Source organism: Nocardia sp. NPDC019323, from assembly GCF_044389845.1.
Classification (GTDB): domain Bacteria; phylum Actinomycetota; class Actinomycetes; order Mycobacteriales; family Mycobacteriaceae; genus Nocardia; species Nocardia implantans.
This window is the reverse complement of record NZ_JBIRYN010000004.1, coordinates 110,349-126,578: the sequence shown is the minus strand read 5'-3', so window position 1 is coordinate 126,578 and position 16,230 is coordinate 110,349. Positions and strand designations below refer to the sequence as shown.

14 protein-coding genes are annotated in these 16,230 nt (G+C 68.9%); 8 read left to right on the top strand and 6 right to left on the bottom strand.

Annotated elements, in window-relative coordinates:
* Positions 1–64 precede the first annotated feature (64 nt).
* A complete protein-coding gene (locus ACH49X_RS17275) occupies positions 65–283 on the top strand; it encodes a hypothetical protein (protein WP_195079307.1) in 219 nt (72 codons plus the stop codon).
* A gap of 18 nt (positions 284–301) precedes the next feature.
* Here ACH49X_RS17275 and ACH49X_RS17270 read toward each other — a convergent pair whose 3' ends face one another.
* Together ACH49X_RS17270 and ACH49X_RS17265 are read right to left on the bottom strand one after the other, a co-directional pair.
* A complete protein-coding gene (locus tag ACH49X_RS17270; RefSeq protein ID WP_357205563.1) occupies positions 302–2,137 on the bottom strand; it encodes an acyl-CoA dehydrogenase in 1,836 nt (611 codons plus the stop codon).
* A 220-nt stretch (positions 2,138–2,357) separates the two neighbouring features.
* Positions 2,358–3,584, bottom strand: coding sequence for a TetR/AcrR family transcriptional regulator (locus ACH49X_RS17265; protein ID WP_357205560.1), 1,227 nt, complete (start codon positions 3,582–3,584; stop codon positions 2,358–2,360).
* Between the two features lie 209 nt (positions 3,585–3,793).
* On the opposite strand from ACH49X_RS17265, the gene ACH49X_RS17260 reads away from it, so the two are divergent.
* A complete protein-coding gene (locus tag ACH49X_RS17260) occupies positions 3,794–4,240 on the top strand; it encodes a MarR family winged helix-turn-helix transcriptional regulator (protein WP_195079310.1) in 447 nt (148 codons plus the stop codon).
* Between the two features lie 24 nt (positions 4,241–4,264).
* On the opposite strand, the gene ACH49X_RS17255 is transcribed toward ACH49X_RS17260, so the two are convergent.
* Positions 4,265–4,921 (bottom strand): TetR/AcrR family transcriptional regulator, encoded by a 657-nt coding sequence (locus tag ACH49X_RS17255; protein WP_357205557.1) that lies wholly within the window; start codon positions 4,919–4,921, stop codon positions 4,265–4,267.
* 52 nt (positions 4,922–4,973) lie between these two features.
* On the opposite strand from ACH49X_RS17255, the gene ACH49X_RS17250 reads away from it, so the two are divergent.
* Both ACH49X_RS17250 and gndA read left to right on the top strand, forming a co-directional pair.
* Positions 4,974–5,897, top strand: coding sequence for an alpha/beta hydrolase (locus tag ACH49X_RS17250; protein WP_357205554.1), 924 nt, complete (start codon positions 4,974–4,976; stop codon positions 5,895–5,897).
* Positions 5,898–6,068: 171 nt separating this feature from the next.
* On the top strand, positions 6,069–7,514 hold the full coding sequence (gndA, locus tag ACH49X_RS17245) for an NADP-dependent phosphogluconate dehydrogenase (RefSeq protein ID WP_357205552.1): 1,446 nt from the start codon (positions 6,069–6,071) through the stop codon (positions 7,512–7,514).
* Between the two features lie 54 nt (positions 7,515–7,568).
* On the opposite strand, the gene ACH49X_RS17240 is transcribed toward gndA, so the two are convergent.
* Complete coding sequence (locus ACH49X_RS17240) at positions 7,569–9,527, bottom strand: heavy metal translocating P-type ATPase (RefSeq protein ID WP_357205549.1); 1,959 nt, start codon at positions 9,525–9,527, stop codon at positions 7,569–7,571.
* A 94-nt stretch (positions 9,528–9,621) separates the two neighbouring features.
* On the opposite strand from ACH49X_RS17240, the gene ACH49X_RS17235 reads away from it, so the two are divergent.
* The 3 genes from ACH49X_RS17235 to ACH49X_RS17225 all read left to right on the top strand — a co-directional run bounded on the left by ACH49X_RS17235 (position 9,622) and on the right by ACH49X_RS17225 (position 12,422).
* Positions 9,622–9,984, top strand: a complete 363-nt coding sequence (locus ACH49X_RS17235; protein ID WP_195079315.1) for a metalloregulator ArsR/SmtB family transcription factor — start codon at positions 9,622–9,624, stop codon at positions 9,982–9,984.
* A gap of 148 nt (positions 9,985–10,132) precedes the next feature.
* On the top strand, positions 10,133–11,458 hold the full coding sequence (locus tag ACH49X_RS17230; protein WP_357205546.1) for a DUF1214 domain-containing protein: 1,326 nt from the start codon (positions 10,133–10,135) through the stop codon (positions 11,456–11,458).
* A gap of 88 nt (positions 11,459–11,546) precedes the next feature.
* The gene (locus ACH49X_RS17225) at positions 11,547–12,422 is read left to right on the top strand and encodes an LLM class F420-dependent oxidoreductase (protein ID WP_195079317.1); all 876 of its coding nucleotides are present in this window, start codon (positions 11,547–11,549) and stop codon (positions 12,420–12,422) included.
* 86 nt (positions 12,423–12,508) lie between these two features.
* On the opposite strand, the gene ACH49X_RS17220 is transcribed toward ACH49X_RS17225, so the two are convergent.
* Together ACH49X_RS17220 and ACH49X_RS17215 are read right to left on the bottom strand one after the other, a co-directional pair.
* Positions 12,509–13,000 (bottom strand): adenosine-specific kinase, encoded by a 492-nt coding sequence (locus ACH49X_RS17220; protein ID WP_323124055.1) that lies wholly within the window; start codon positions 12,998–13,000, stop codon positions 12,509–12,511.
* 363 nt (positions 13,001–13,363) lie between these two features.
* Positions 13,364–14,122, bottom strand: a complete 759-nt coding sequence (locus ACH49X_RS17215) for a serine/threonine protein phosphatase (RefSeq protein ID WP_323124054.1) — start codon at positions 14,120–14,122, stop codon at positions 13,364–13,366.
* Between the two features lie 662 nt (positions 14,123–14,784).
* Here ACH49X_RS17215 and ACH49X_RS17210 point away from each other — a divergent pair.
* Entirely contained in the window at positions 14,785–16,212 is a 1,428-nt protein-coding gene (locus ACH49X_RS17210; protein WP_357205543.1) for a hypothetical protein, read from the top strand.
* Positions 16,213–16,230: the final 18 nt, after the last annotated feature.

Genomic DNA, 16,230 nt, shown 5'->3' with positions numbered 1-16,230 from the left:
GCCGTACACGGGCACGGCCCGCTTCCACATACCACCGGGCGATCATCTCGATGAGCTTGTCGCGGTGTTCGGCGGCGAGGTCGCGGGTCTCGGCGAAGTCCTCGGCGACGTGGTAGAGCTCCCAGGCGCCGGCGTCGAGCCGGCCGAGGTCGTCGGCCGTGATCGGCGTGCCGAACGGCCGGTCCGCTTCGGCGAAGGACGGGCCGGGCCGACGACGCGGGCGCGACTGTCAGTGGAGGAACCCGGCCGCCGCCGCATCGTCCGGATGCGGCGGCTCGCCTGATCCTGCTGGCCCGCCGGGTCAGAACGCGGCTTCGTCGAGATCCATGACGCTGATGTCGACATCGGAGATGACCGACCATTCCGCGCTGAGATGCGGCAGCACCGTCTTGGCGAAGAACGACGCGACGGCGATCTTGCCCTGATAGAACGCGCGGTCCTGGTGGTCGGGCTCGGCATCCAATGCGGCCGAGGCGATCTCGGCGGCGACGATCAGTCGCCAGGCGACGAGCAGGTCGCCCACGGCGAGCAGGAACCGGACGGAATTCAATCCGATCTTGTACAACTCGGTGGGTTGCTGCTGGGCGGCGAGCAGGTGCTGGGTGAACCGGCCCGCCATGTCCTGGACGTCCTCCAGCGCGGTGGCCAGCAGCACTTTCTCGGTCTTGAGCCTGCCGTTGCCCACGCTGGATTGCGCGGTGTCCCGGATCTTGCCCGCGAGGTGGGCCAGCGCGACGCCGCGGTCGCGGGCGATCTTGCGGAAGAAGAAGTCCTGCGCCTGGATCGCGGTGGTGCCCTCGTACAGCGAGTCGATCTTCGCGTCGCGGATGTACTGCTCGATCGGGTAGTCCTGCAGGAAGCCCGAACCGCCGAGGGTCTGCAGCGACTCGGTCAGGTACTGGTAGGCCCGCTCGGAGCCGACGCCCTTGACGATCGGCAGCAGCAGGTCGTTGACCCGCGCGGCCAGTTCGGCGTCCGCCCCGGAGATGTGCTGCGCCACCACGTCGTTCTGGTGGCCCGCGGTGTAGAGGTAGACCGCCCGCAAGCCCTCGGCGTACGCCTTCTGCATCATCAGCGACCGGCGCACGTCGGGATGCCGGGTGATGGCCACCTTCGGCGCGGACTTGTCCGCGATCTGCGTCAGATCGCTGCCCTGCACACGGTTCTTCGCGTAGTCGAGGGCGTTGAGGTAGCCGGTCGACAAGGTGGCGATGGCCTTGGTGCCGACCATCATCCTGGCTTCCTCGATGACGTGGAACATCTGCGCGATGCCGTTGTGCACCTCGCCGACCAGCCAGCCCTTGGCCGGGATGCCGTGGCCGCCGAAGGTGAGCTCACAGGTCGCGGAAGCTTTCAGGCCCATCTTGTGCTCGACGTTGGTGACGAAGACGCCGTTGCGCTCGCCCAGCTCACCGGTCTCGTGGTCGAAGTGGAACTTCGGCACGAAGAACAGCGACAGGCCCTTGGTGCCAGGCCCGGCGCCCTCGGGGCGGGCCAGCACCATGTGCGCGATATTGCTGAACAGATCGTCGGAATCGGCCGAGGTGATGAACCGCTTGACGCCCTCGATGTGCCAGGAGCCGTCCTCCTGCTCGATCGCCTTGGTGCGGCCCGCGCCGACGTCGGAGCCGGCGTCGGGCTCGGTCAGCACCATGGTGGCGCCCCAGTTGTGTTCGGTGATGAATCGAGCCCAGCGCCGCTGCTGCTCGGTGCCGATGCCATCGATGATGTGGGCCATCATCGGGCCGGTCAGGTACATGTAGGCCGCTGGTTGCGCCCCGAGCACGAATTCGCTGATGGCCCAGCTGACCATCGAGGGGGCGGGCACCCCGCCGACCGCCTCGGACTTGCCGACGCGCCACCATTCCGCGTCGTGCCAGGCGCGCACCGCCTTCTTGAACGACTCGGACAAGCTGACCGAGTGGGTGGCCGGATCGAAGACCGGTGGGTTGCGGTCGGTTTCGGCATACGGCTCGGCGACCGGCCCTTCGGCCAGGCGCGCGGCCTCCGCCAGCATGGATCGCACGGTGTCGCCGTCCAGGTCCCCGAACGCTTCGGTCCGGAGGATGTCGTCGAGTCCGTACACCTCGAACAAATTGAACTCGAGATCACGCGCGTTGCTCTTGTAATGGCTCACGAGCCAGGGCCTTTCGAGAAACGGCCGGTGTACCGGCGAGGGATTCGGCGGGCGCACGGATCGGTGCTCACCCACGGCACACTGTGCGGCACCGCCGACCCCGAAGGCAATCTCTTGTTAATGACCGATAAGTAAATGGTCGATTGTCTGATTGCGATCAACGCGCTGCTAGTGCGCGATTGGCCGAACTAAGTTAATAGCGACTAAGTGCTGTAAATCACTATGGCGAAACGCGGCCGGGCATCCCGGCCGTCTCGATCCGCTCGCCGATGGCCACGAGAACGTCCACGAGATCGGCGCGCCGCCGGAAGCGGGGATTGCGCACGGCATCGATGACGACGGTGCTGACGGCGCGGCTGAGCACCCGCGCGACGGGAGCGGACACGTCCGGCCGCACGGCCTGCAGCAGGCGGGCCCATTGCGCGATGCCGTCGAGGCGAACCCGCCGGTAGCGCCGTACCCCGTCCCCGGGGAGGTGACGGGTCTCGCTGACCGTGATCGCCAGAAGGTCGGGTTCGTCGACGCCGAACTGCGCGAAGCTGCGCATGAGCGAGCGCAAGGATTCCTCGGCGCTGCGGCCCTCGGCGATCGCCCTGGCCAGCAGCAGCCGAAGCCATTCGTCCTGGCGCCGGACGATCTGATCCAGCAACTCCGCCTTGCTCGCGAAATGGTGATACAGGGCCGGTCCGCTGACGCCGACGGCCGCGCCGATGTCCTCGATGCCCACCGCGGCATAGCCGCGGGTGCTGAACAACCGCGCCGCCTCGGCGAGCATTCGCTCCGACCGCAGCGCCCGGTCCAGCGCGGTGTTGCCGGTTTCCAGGCGCGGTGGCCGATGCGGTGCGTGTCCGTCCGGGTGCTCGGGCATCCGGGTGGTGATGACCGCGGCGACCGCGGCCTCGAGCACCTGCGCGGCCGCCTGCGCGGGCAACTCGGCGCGGTGATAGGACGGGCTCACCGCGATCGACAGCACGCACCAGCTCAGCAGTTCGACATCGGCCGCGCTCAGTTCCGGCCTGCGCAGGCGAATCGTGTGCCGCAGATAGCGGGTGATGCGCGTGGCGCGGACGAGCACCGCGGTCTTGTCCGCCGCGGTCAGGTTGCGGAACTCCAGTTGCCACAGCCGCGGTAAGCCGCGCAACTCCAGCCCGACCCGGACCAACTCCGCGAGCACCGCGCCGCCGGAAGCGTCGGCGCGATGCGCGGCGTCGAGCCGGTCCAGCGTGCCGTCGAGCCCTACCAGCAGGCATTGGCCCAGAAGTTGCTGCTTGTTGCGGAAGTGCCGGTACAACGCCGTGGCCGAGATGCCCACCGCCGCCGCGATGTCGGCCATCGTGGTGCCGTAATAGCCTCCGTGCGTGAAGGCGTCGACCGCGGCGTTCAGGATCATCTCGCGCCGATGCGGGGGTCTGCGCCGTGGCTGTCCGCTGTTCGCCTGTGTGCCCATCGCGGTCAGTGTCGCGCATCGAACGGTCCGCGGCGGTATCGGGCCGCGCCACCGGACGACCCGCCGACAGGGCGAATCCGTCGCGAGCGGCCGTCCGGATGACGATTCCGTCACAGCCCGCGCCGAAGTCCTACTGTCGAGTAGGCTTCCCGCAGCCATCACCAGCCCGGGGATCGTTCGTCGATCAGGTACGCAGAGGGAGTCCGCCCGTGAGCGCCGACATCGCGCACGCCACAGCACTGTCCACCATGGCGGCCCGCCTGCGCATCGCGTCCACCGTGATCCTGCGGCGCGCCCGGAGGAACCCCGACGAGCGGCGGTTGTCCGCGACGCAGTGGGCGGTGCTGGGACGACTGCATCGATACGGTCCCATGGCCGCCGTCGACCTGGCGCGGCTGGAGATGTTGCGCCCGCAGACGATGCGCAACGTGGTCGACGGCCTGCGCGATCAGGGCCTGATCGTCGGTGTGCGCGACCCCAACGACGGACGCCGGGTGAACCTGACCCTCACCGACGAAGGCCGGGCGTGGGTGTGCGGGCACCAGGCGTCCGCGAACGACGCATTGGCGCAAGCGTTGTCGGAGAGTTTGCGGACGGGCGAATTGCACAAGGTCGGCGAGGCGCTGGAACTGCTGGAACGCATCGCCTACGGGTGACCGGGAGCGCACCGGCGTGCCGGATCACCGGTGGCCTTCTCCCGCCGACTCGGCCGCCGGTCGGCAAGGGGTGGCGGGCGGCGTGAGCGCCCTGGTCCACAGATCGATGATCGCCCGGCCGCACTCGTCGGCGGTGCGCCCGTCCGGGGGATCGAGGACCGTGCCATGGATCTGCGCTTGCACCGCCTGCACGAGCAGCAACGCCGTCAACGCCGGGTCGCCGCCGCCGACCTCGAGGCGGCGTAGCTGGAACTCCACCTCGCCGGCCAGGACCCGTTCGAGTTCCCGGAGTCGTTCGACACCCTCGGCGGTGCGCGGGGCTCGATCGAACAGCAGCCGATGCAGGTCCGGTTGCGCCGTGTGCAACCGCGTCACGGCGGCGACCAGCTGCCGGATGGTTTCCACGAGGGGCGGTTGCTCGGCGCGCAGGCGCGCGGCCGTTTCCAGCAGCGTCACGGCGGCCTGCCGCAGGTGGCGTTCGGCGAGCGCGTAGAGCAGTGCGTCCTTGTTCGGGACGTAGTGATAGAGCGTGCCGATGGAGACGCCGGCGAGTTCGGCGATCTTGTTGGTCGTCGTCGCGGCGTATCCGTGTTGCTGGAAAAGCCGAGCAGCGGCGTCGAGGATCGCGTCGAAAGTGAACTCCGACCGCTGCTGGCGCGGGGTTTTCCTAGGTGTCGACATGGCGTCCTGAAGTCGAGTTGGCAAAACCGAGGATTGCTCGAATTATTGTCTCATGCACGATTCCTACCTCGCCTTTCTCCCCGAAGACCTCCACCCCGACGTGAATCGCCGGCCCTCATCCAGCACATGGTCGTGGCGCGGCCACGACGTGCGCATCGAGCGGGCCCACCGGAGGGACGCGCAGGTGCGGATGATCGTCATCCACGGCGCGGGCGGTCATGCCGCGGCCATGTGGCCGTTCGCGGCGCTGGCGGCGGCGCGGGGTTTCGACGTGCAGGTGCCCGACCTGCCCGGCTACGGCCACACCCGCGTTCCGTCGTCCCGCGCGATCCGGTACACGGACTGGGTGGACTGCGTCACCGATCTGGTCCGGGCGGCGAAAGCGGCGGATTCGCGCCCGCTGGTGCTGGTCGGGGCGAGCGTGGGCGGGATGGTGGCGTACACGGCGGCGGCCCGCACCGGCATGGTGGACGCGCTCGCGGCCACATGCCTGCTCGACCCGCGGGTGGAGCGCGTTCGCGCGGCCGTCGCCCGTCACCCGTGGCTGGGCCGGAGCGGAACTCGGTTGCTGGTCCCCGCGTTGGACGGTCTGCGCATCCCGATGCGGTTGCTGGCGAACATGTCCGCGATATCGAACGATCCCCGGTTGGCCCGGCTGGTCTCGACCGATCCCCACGGCGGAGGCACCTGGATGCCGCTGGGATTCCTCCGGACCTATCTGCGTTCCGATCCCGGTCTCGAACCGGAGGATTTCACCGCCTGCCCCGTGTGGCTGGTGCACCCCGGCGCCGATCGGTGGACGCCGCTGTCGCTGAGCCGGGCGTTCTTCGATCGGATCGCCGCCCCCAAGCGCCTGGTCGTCCTGGACGAGGCTGGGCACTTTCCCGTGGAGACGCCAGGCATCCACCAATTGGCGAACGCGTTCGCCGAGATGCACGACCAATTGGCCTCCGGTCCCGTCTCGGCCGAGATGTGAAGTCGGGCCGCGCCGGGCCCCCGCGATCTCGTCCGGCGGCGCGCGATGCGCTCCGTGCCCGCGTCGGCGGGGTGGGTAAGGTTCTGAAGCGTCGTGGAACGGACTCCACGATGCCGCCGCCGAACAGCTTCGCGCGGACGCGCCGCCCTGTCGAACGAAGAGAGCTGATTGATGCCGACCTCTACAGCGCGCGCACAGATCGGGGTCACCGGTCTGGCGGTCATGGGTAGCAACATCGCACGGAACTTCGCCAGGAACGGCTATACCGTCGCGCTGCACAACCGCAGCATCGCCAAGACCGACGCACTGCTCGAGGCCCACGGCGACGACGGCGACTTCGTGCGGACCGAGACGATCGAGGAGTTCGTCGCCGCGCTGGAGAAGCCGCGCCGGGTGCTCATCATGGTGAAGGCGGGCGCGGCGACCGACGCGGTCATCGAGGAACTCGCCGACGCCATGGAGCCGGGCGACATCATCATCGATGGCGGCAACGCCCTGTACACCGACACCATTCGCCGCGAAGCCGCGATGCGCGAGCGCGGGCTGAACTTCGTCGGAGCGGGCATCTCCGGTGGCGAGGAGGGCGCTCTCAACGGCCCCGCGATCATGCCGGGCGGCCCCAAGGAGTCCTACGACTCGCTCGGGCCGCTGCTGGAATCCATCGCGGCGAAGGTCGACGGAACGCCGTGCTGCACCCACATCGGCCCGGACGGCTCAGGGCATTTCGTGAAGATGGTGCACAACGGCATCGAGTACGCCGACATGCAGCTGATCGGTGAGGCCTACCACCTGTTCCGCGAGGCGCTCGGCTTCGACGCCAAGCAGATCGCCGACGTGTTCACCCAGTGGAACTCCGGCGACCTGGAAAGCTACCTGGTCGAGATCACCGCCGAGGTGCTGAATCAGGTCGACGCGAAGACGGGCAAGCCGCTGGTGGACGTGATCGTCGACGCGGCGGAGCAGAAGGGCACCGGGCGCTGGACGGTGAAGTCCGCGCTCGATCTCGGCGTGCCGGTGACCGGCATCGCCGAAGCGGTGTTCGCGCGGGCGCTGTCGGGTTCCCGCGCACAGCGCAAGGCGGCGCGGGACCTGGCCTCCGGCCGGCTGGCCGACAAGCCCACCGATGTGGAGCAGTTCACCGAGGACATCCGGCAGGCGCTCTACGCCTCGAAGGTGGTCGCCTACGCGCAGGGCTTCGATCAGATCGCGGCGGGCAGCGCCGAATACGACTGGAACCTGCGTCCGGGCGACCTCGCGACGATCTGGCGCGGCGGCTGCATCATCCGCGCCCGCTTCCTCAACCGGATCAAGGAAGCATACGACGAGAACCCGGCGCTGCCGAGCCTGATCCTCGCGCCGTACTTCCGGGAGGCGATCGAGACGGCCATCGACAGCTGGCGCCGCGTGGTGTCCACCGCGACCCTGCTCGGCATTCCGGTGCCCGCGTTCGCGTCGTCGCTGTCCTACTACGACGCCCTGCGCGCCGAGCGTCTCCCGGCCGCGCTCACCCAGGGGCAGCGCGACTTCTTCGGCGCGCACACCTACGAGCGGGTGGACGCCGAAGGCAAGTTCCACACGCTGTGGAGTGGTGACCGCAGCGAAGTTCGCGCCGACTAGCCGGACGCGCTGTGGCGGTGCGGAGTTCGTTTCGCACCGCCACAGCGGTCGTAGTCAGTCCCGTGCTCGCGCGGCTCGCTCCCACGCTTTCGTGCGCAGCAGCCGCAGCCCGTTGAGCCCGACCAGGACGGTGGATCCTTCGTGCCCGGCGACGCCGAGCGGCAGCGGCAGGGTTGCGGCGAGGTCCCAGACGACCAGCACGCCGATGAACGTGGCGGCGATGGACAGGTTGGCGATCACTACCCGTCGGGCCTGCCGGGACAACGCGATCACCGCCGGGATCGCGGTGAGGTCGTCGCGCACCACGACGGCGTCCGCGGTCTGCAAGGTCAGGTCTGATCCGGCGCCGCCCATGGCGATGCCGACCTCGGCCGCGGCGAGCGCGGGGGCGTCGTTGATGCCGTCACCGACCACGGTGACCTTCCGTCCGTCGGCCTGCAATTCGCGCACCGCGGTCACCTTGTCGTCGGGCAGCAGAGCGGCCCTGACGTCGGTGATCCCGACCCGCGCGGCGAGCCGCTCGGCGGTGGCGCTGTTGTCGCCGGTCAGCAGTACCGGCGCGCTGCCGGTCACCTCGGTGGTCGCGCGCACGGCCGCCACCGCTTCCGGCCGGGCCTGGTCGGTCAGCGCGAGCACGCCGATCGGCCTGCGGTCGCAGGTCACGACCACGACGGTGTAGCCGCTCGCGTGCAGGGCGTCGACGGCCTCCTGGCTTTCGCGCTCGGGTCCCGACGCGGTGGGGGATCCGACGCCGACGAGATGGTCACCGACGCGGGCGGTCACGCCGCGGCCGGGGTGAGCGGTGAATTCGGTGACCTCGGGAAGGCGCAACTCCCGGGCGCGGGCCGCGCGCACGATCGCCGCCGCCAGCGGGTGCTCGCTCGGGTGCTCGGCTGCCGCGGCGAGCCGGAGCACCTCGGTGTCGGTGAATCGCGGGTTCAAGCAGCGGATCTCGGCGAGTTCGGGGATGCCGCGGGTCAGGGTGCCGGTCTTGTCGAAGGCGACCTGCGTCGTTGCGCCGAGCTTTTCCATGACCACCGCGGATTTGACCAGCACACCGTGCCTGCCCGCGTTGGCGATGGCCGCCAGCAGGGGCGGCATGGTGGCCAGCACCACCGCGCAGGGGGAGGCGACGATCATGAACGTCATCGCGCGCAACAGTGCTCGCCGCACGGTGTCGCCGAGCAGCAGGGGGACGGCGAACACGGCCAGCGTGGCCGCGACCATGCCGACGGAGTAGCGCTGTTCGACCTTCTCGAGGAAGAGCTGGGTGCGCGCCTTGGTTCGGGATGCCTCCTCGACCAGGGCGGCGATTCGCGCGACCACGGAGTCCTGCGCACGGCGCTCGACGCGGACTCGCAGGGCGCCCGTGCCGTTGAGGGTGCCCGCGAACACTTCGTCGCCCTCGGTCTTGTTCACCGGCAACGGTTCTCCGGTGATGGTGGCCTGATCGACCTCGCTGCCGCCCGAGACGACCGTCGCGTCCGCCGCGATCCGCTCGCCGGGCCGCACGACCAGGACATCGCCAACGGAGAGTGCGGTGGCGTGCACCGTCTCTTCCTCGCCGGTGCGCGTGACCCGGGTCGCGGTGTCCGGCGCGAGATCGAGCAGCCCGCGCACCGAGTCCTCGGTCCGGGCGGTGGCCAGCGCTTCCAGGGCGCCGGAGGTCGCGAAGATGACGATCAGCAGCGCGCCGTCGGTGATCTGGCCGATGGCCGCCGCTCCGAGCGCCGCGGCGACCATGAGCAGGTCGACATCGAGCGTCTTGTCGCGTAACGCCCGCAAGCCGGCCCACCCGGGTTCCCAGCCGCCCGCGGCGTAGCAGACCAGGTACAAGCCCCAGAACAGCCAGCGGGGGCCATCGGTCAGCTGCACCGCGAGCCCGGCACAGAAGAACGTCACAGCGATTGCGGCCCAACGCATTTCGGGTAGCGCCAGCAACGGCGTCCGGCGCGGGCGTACCCGACCGGTTGGCGGAGTGGTACGAGTCGGCGCGAGCGTCGGCGCGGCCATGGGTCACCTCCAGAACGGCAGCGAACGGACAGGACCGACCATAGCAGAACACATGAACACGTCTTCATTTGTTCTTGGAGTATGCTGTTCAGTCATGGGACACGGCGTCGAAGGCAGGGACCGTCCCGCCGTGCGTCTCGATCCCGAATCGGCCACCCATGTGGCGACCACGTTGCAGGCGCTGGCCACCCCGAGCCGATTGATGATCCTCACCGAACTGCGGCAGGGGCCGCTGCCGGTGAGCGCGCTGGCCGACGCCATCGGCATGGAACAGTCCGCGGTGTCCCACCAGCTGCGGCTGCTGCGCCATCTCGGCCTGGTCACCGGCACTCGGACCGGGCGCAGCATCGTCTACAGCCTCTACGACAACCACGTCGCCCAATTACTGGACGAGGCGATCTATCACAGCGAACATCTGCGCCTGGGATTGTCCGACCGTCCCGAAACCGCGGGCTGACCGGCCGTTCGGCGGCGGCGATAGCGCCTTTCATCCGATTCGGGTGATGTCTGCCCGGTACGGCGGTGGCACCGTCCAGGAAATGACGGCCGCGGCGATGGTTGACAGCCGATACGAGTTCGCGAAAGGGTACCCGGTCGATACATCCGTGACCCGGGCCTGGGACGACAGCCTGTTCCAGCGCGCCGTGGTCGCGTACCGGTTCTGGTATCCGACCGTGTCGATGGAGGGTATCCGCACCGGCAACCGGGAGATCGGACTGAAGGACAACCGCGCGATCGGAATCCTCTCGGCCCGTCCGCGGCATCTCGGATTCACCCTCAACTCCGACACCCCATATGGTGCTGCGGCGCTGGATCTGTCGGCAGGGCCGATGGTGGTCGAGCTCCCGCCGGGACCGTACATCGGGCTGGTCGACGACCGTCATCAACGGTGGATCACCGACCTCGGCATCCCCGGTCCCGACCGAGGGCGCGGCGGCAGCTACGTCATCGTTCCTCCCGGTTACCGGGGCGCGCTGCCGGCCGGGTGTCACGTCGGGCGATCCGCCACCTTCAAAGTGCTGCTCGCGGTGCGCGCGCTTCCGATCGGCGGTGATCTGGCCGGGGCGATGGATGCGTTGCGAGCGGTCCGGGTGCATCCGGTGGGGGAGGCGGGCGCGGTGCTCCACGTCGTCGACATCACCGAGTTCGACCTGGACTGCACCTGTTTGCGCTGGGAAGACGACCTCTCGTATTGGCGGGTGCTGCACGGGGTGCTCGAGTCGGAACCGGTGGTGCCGGAGTTCTTGTCGATGTACGGGCTGCTCGGCGCCATCGGCCTCGAGCGGGGCGCCCGGTTCACGCTCGGGCGCAGGTCCGCGGCGCTGTTGACGGCCGCGGCGCGCGCCGGGCGCGACCAGATGCTCGTCTCGGCGTTCGGCGGCGCGCGCCCGGACCGTATGGCCTGGCCGGACCGCCGGTGGGAATGGGTGGGGTCGATCGATGGCGACGGCGACTTCCGCACCGCCTCGGGTCTCGACCTCGAAGCGCGCGAAAGGTGGTTCGCCCAAGCGATCACCGCCGCGCCGGGCATGTTCCGGCGGCAGGTCGGCGGCGGATCGCTGTATTGGCTCGGCCTGCGGGACGGGAGGGGCGACTATCTGGACGGTGGCGCCACTTATACCCTCGACATACCGCAACCGGTGCCGGCCGGGATGTTCTGGTCCGTCACGGTCTACGACGCCGAGACCCGCTCGCAGATCCGTGCCGACCAAGGCAAGGCCGCCCTCCGGTCGCTGTTCGAGCTGCGCGACATCCCATGCGATGGCCCCGTGCGCCTGCACTTCGGACCCACCCCTCCCGGCGGCGCCGAGCACCGCTGGCTGCAAACCGTCCCCGGTCGCGGATGGTTCGCCTATCTGCGCATCTACGGACCAGGGGAAGCGGCGTTCGACCGCACCTGGAAGCCGGGCGATTTCGCGCGCACGAGCTGACGGGCGTTCGATCGGCTACTTGACCTGGAGCGCACTCCAGCACTTAGTGTGCGGTCATACAGGGTTGTCCAGCAGAAGGAACCGCTTGATGGAGCTCGGTTTTCACATTCCCATCTTCGACATCGACGGTGGCACCACCGCCATCGCCGGTGAGCTGGCGCGGGTCGGCGCCGCCGCCGAGGAGTCCGGCGCGACCTGGCTGTCGTTCATGGACCATTACTTCCAGATCGAGCCGACCGGGTTGCCCGCGGAGGCGAACATGCTCGAGGGGTACACCACCCTCGGCTATCTGGCCGCGCACACGTCGCGCATCGATCTCGGGTTGCTCGTCACCGGCGTGACCTACCGGCACCCCGGCCTGCTGGCCAAGATCGTCACCACCCTCGACGTCCTCTCGGGCGGCCGGGCGGTCCTCGGGATCGGCGCCGCGTGGTTCGAGCGTGAACACCGCGGGCTCGGCGTGCCGTATCCGCCGACCGCCGAACGGTTCGAACGGCTGGAGGAGACGCTGCGCATCTGCCGCCAGATGTGGGACCCGCAAGACAACGGGCCGTTCGACGGGAAGTACTACCAGCTGGCCGAGACGCTGTGCTCGCCGCAGCCCATCAACCGGCCGAAGGTACTCATCGGCGGTGGGGGAGAACGCAAGACGTTGCGGTTGGTCGCGCAATACGGCGACGCCTGCAACCTGTTCGGCTCCTCGCCGGCGGACGTCGCGCACAAACTCGACGTGCTGCGTCGGCATTGCGACGACATCGGCCGCGACTATGGCGAGATCCGCAAGACGATCCTCGCCAACAATCCGCGGCCGAGCCCGGAGAACCGCGACGAATTCGTCCGCCAGATGGCCGACTACGCCGCGCTCGGCATCGAGGCCGCCATCGTCACGCCGACTACCGGCGCACCAGCGGCATGGATAGATGGCATGGCGCCCGCCGTCGCGCAGCTGGCGGAACTCGGCTGAGACGTCCCCGGCACGGGCCCGGATCGCTGTGCGGCATTCCGGGCCCAGCCGGTGCGTCGGCCGAGGTGACCGCCGTATGGACGGTCCTACAGTTTGTAGCCGATCTGGCGGAGCAATTGCCTACGGGCCGCCTGGTCGTCGGCATCCTCCACGCCGAGTGGCGCCGCACCGTCGACCACCCCGATGATTCCTCTGCCGAGTTCCGTTTCCGCGATCAGTACTTCCACGGGATTGGCTGTGGCGCAGTAGATTCCGCAGACTTCCGGGACCTGCCGCACGGCGTTGAGCACATTGACGGGGTAGCCCTCGCGAAGGAAGACGACGAAACAATGTCCGGCGCCGATGGCCACCGCGTTCTTGGTGGCGAGTTCGGTGAGCGCGTCGTCGTTGCCGGAATGGCGGACCAGGCGCGGTCCGGAGGCCTCGCAGAACGCGAGCCCGAAGCGCAGGTGGGGGCCGACCCCGACCAGCGCCTCGTGCAGGTCTTCCACGGTCTTGATGAAGTGGGACTGCCCGATGATGACGTTGAGATCGTCCGGTTTGTCGATGCGCACGGCTGTCAACTCCACAGCGCACATCCTGCGCCCCGGCGTCGCCGATTCATAGCATTTCTGCATTTGTTTCCGAACGCGTCGCGGTCGGTCCCGTGATCGCCCCGACTCGGCGGACGCACCGGCCCGATGGGCGCGCCGGACCTCCTTCGCCGATCGCCCGCTGGCCGGAGGTACGCCTGGATAAGCGCAGTCGGACCTTGGTCCGTCGTCAGCCCGCGCATGGCCGTAGCGAAGGCGGAGGTACGCCTGGATCAGCGCGGTCGGACCTTTGTCCGTCGTCAGCCCGCGCATGGCCGTAGCGAAGGCGGAGGTACGCCTGGATCAGCGCGGTCGGACCTTTGTCCGTCGTCAGCCCGCGCATGCCCGCAGCGAAGGCGGAGGTACGCCTCAGTCGTGGCCGGGCCGGGAGGGCAAGTCCACGACCAGCGCGGTGGCGTTGTCTTTTCCACCGGCCAGGAGGGCGGCGTCCACCAAGGTGCTCGCGATCGTGGGAGCCGCGTCGCCGTCGGCGAGGATGGCTTTGACCGCGGCGATGCCGAGTGGCTTGTGTACACCGTCGGTGCTCAGCAGCAGCCTGCCGGTGCTGGACCCGGTGGCGGCGTACCCGATCGCGTCCGGCCGCACGGTGCGCGCCGAGGTGGTGACCAGATGGCTCATTCGCGGGGTGGGAACGAGCCCGCGGGTGCGGTACAACTCCGCGACGGTGTGGTCGGTGGTGATCTGGTGCAGCACCCGCCCGTTCCAGCGATACGCGCGACAGTCGCCGACCCACGCCACCTCGCAAGGGCCGTCTGGTCGACCGGCGGCCGGAAGCACCGCGACCACGAGCACGCTGTCGGCCGAGGGTTCCGGGACTTCGCGCAGCAATTCCTCCTGGGCCGCGAGTATGCCCGCGCGTGCCCCATCGCGTGCGGCGACGCGTGCCGCGGTGGCGGCGACCGTTCGTGCCGCGCGGGCACCCAGCAGATGATCTCCGACCCCGTCTGCGACGACGTACGCCGTCGCTCCGGTCGTGGCGTCGGTATCGATCGCGACCGCGTCGGCGTTGATCGACCGGGACGCGCGCCGGCTGGCCGAAGCGCCCGTCGCCCCGCCCAGCCACGATGTCTGGATCCGCGGCATGCTCGCGGTGGTACCGGTAAACACGAACTGGTCTCCTCGGGGCTGGGCTGGGGAGTGCTGCCGACCAGCACCCTTCAATGACACCGCAGCACTATTTGGGCTTGGCGAGAGACGGTTGTGTGAACGCTGAGAATTCGCTTTCGATCCGGTCACGGCGGGCGTCAGGGCCGGATTCCGGCAATCAATCGGCTTACTCATCATCGCTCGGCGCATTTGCGTTCTCCGTCGGAGAACTGGCGCACACAGCGCACCACTCGCCGGCGTCGATCACGTTTGTCCGATTTGTTCGCCTCTTCGGTGCCGGTGGCCTGCGGCCGGATCGTTGCCGGCGGTACGTTCGCCCTGCTGTGGCGGGCCGTCGCTGCCGATGCGGCGCAGGGCGCAGCTGTCCATCGCGGGGGTCGGGGTGAGTGTCCAGCGCAGTAGACAACGCGCCGTAGATTTTTCGGATGTCGGTATCGCTCACTTGTTTCCGTCGCGGCTGCCGACAGACATCATGACTAGGCAAAACGCATTCGGCAGAAGGCGATTTCGATAGAGTATGCAGTTGTCGGTGACGTAGACAACATCCGAAACTCGGGTGAATTCCCAGCCTTACCGGCGGGTACGTGATCGAATGCTCTGCAACAGACGTCTCGAACCCGCGGTGACGCGTCACGGGTTCGGTAATCCGGGAGGTTGTGGCTGTGGTCGACGCAAGCGTGCCCACGCTGCGTCCGTCCGAGCTGGAGAGATTGGCCCAGCTCGACGAACACGACGAACTTTCCGCCGAGCAGGTGCGATCGAGTTCGCAGCGGCTGGGCGTGCCGGAAGAGGACCTGTGGCAGTGGTTGCGGGACCGCCGGAGTGCGTCCGCGCCCACCCGACGCATCGGCGTTCCCGATCAGCCGCCCACGAGCGTGGACGTTCCCGATCAGCCGACCGCAGCCGTCGATGTGCCCGACCCGCCGACCACGCGCGTGGAGATCTCCGACGCGCCGACCACACGTGTCGGGGCTCCCGAGCCGCCGACCACACGCATAGCCGTCCCCGACCCGCCGACCACCCGCATCGATGGTCCCGAGCCACCGACGAGGCACGTGGGATACGGGCAAACCAATCACCGGCCGTCGCGCATCATCACACTCCCCGAAGCGGCCGGAGGCGGGCTGCTGCCGCAGATCTCCGACGGGGACGTCACCACCTTCCGGGCCGATGCCTACCGCAGCCTGCCGCCGGAGGAGTTCGCGCGCATCGACGCCGTCTACACCGACGGCATCCACACCGCCTGCCGGTGGCTGGCCGAGCACACCGGACGACCGTGCAGGCACGACTTGAATCAGAACGGTGTCGGCAGCTGGCTGGGGCCACGCGGGGCGGGCTTGGCCGAATACATGCTCTCGGTGCTGCAACCGCGCCTCAGCGTCCCGGACCGTTTCCAGCAGGGCGCCGGTTTGGTCGACGAGTGGAACGACATCCTGAGCCTGTACCGGTTCCTCGGCAGCCTCGTCGCCGACAGCCCGAGCCGTGGGCATACCATCACGCGCCTGCGTGGTGCCCAAGCCGCCTTCCTGCTGCACGGTCTGCGCTTGGATCTGCCGCCCGACCTGGCCTACTCGGTCGGTCCCGGACTGACCACGGTCCCCGTCGACGACGACCTCGTCGCCCGGGTCAGGGCCAGGACGTCCGATCCGGTGGACGCGGCGGCGATCGTCACCGCACTGTTCACCGGCGCCACCGCGATGGAGCTCAACGCGATCCCGTGTGTCGCGCTCACCATCGACGCGTTGATCTTCAACGGCCCCATCGGATACACCCACGCTCCCGACCTGTATGTGTGGGTGATACCCCCGTCGGCGCGAACTCTGCTCTACGAAGCCCGCGAGCACCAGGAATCGCGCCCCACACCCAACACCAAGCTGTTCGCCGGCGCCATCGGCGGAGCGGGTTTCCGCCTCCGCAGGCTCGCCGCGGTGTGCGAGGTGACCCTGCCGGATCTGTACCACTGGCACCACAGCTGGATCCGCGAAGCCGGACTGCTCAGGAAGTCCGAACAACCGACGCCGGTCCGCAACACCGATCTGCTCTTCGGGCTGAAACTCGCGCCACGGCCACGCCGCCGCCGCGCCCGCTGACGCCGGGGCGCCGAGCGG

Coding starts and splice junctions, on each gene's coding strand:
- ACH49X_RS17265 (WP_357205560.1), bottom strand. CDS start 3,584: ATGGGCACACAGGCGAACAGCGGACAGCCACGGCGCAGACCCCCGCAT.
- ACH49X_RS17255 (WP_357205557.1), bottom strand. CDS start 4,921: ATGTCGACACCTAGGAAAACCCCGCGCCAGCAGCGGTCGGAGTTCACT.
- ACH49X_RS17250 (WP_357205554.1), top strand. CDS start 4,974: ATGCACGATTCCTACCTCGCCTTTCTCCCCGAAGACCTCCACCCCGAC.
- gndA (WP_357205552.1), top strand. CDS start 6,069: ATGCCGACCTCTACAGCGCGCGCACAGATCGGGGTCACCGGTCTGGCG.
- ACH49X_RS17240 (WP_357205549.1), bottom strand. CDS start 9,527: ATGGCCGCGCCGACGCTCGCGCCGACTCGTACCACTCCGCCAACCGGT.
- ACH49X_RS17235 (WP_195079315.1), top strand. CDS start 9,622: ATGGGACACGGCGTCGAAGGCAGGGACCGTCCCGCCGTGCGTCTCGAT.
- ACH49X_RS17225 (WP_195079317.1), top strand. CDS start 11,547: ATGGAGCTCGGTTTTCACATTCCCATCTTCGACATCGACGGTGGCACC.
- ACH49X_RS17220 (WP_323124055.1), bottom strand. CDS start 13,000: ATGTGCGCTGTGGAGTTGACAGCCGTGCGCATCGACAAACCGGACGAT.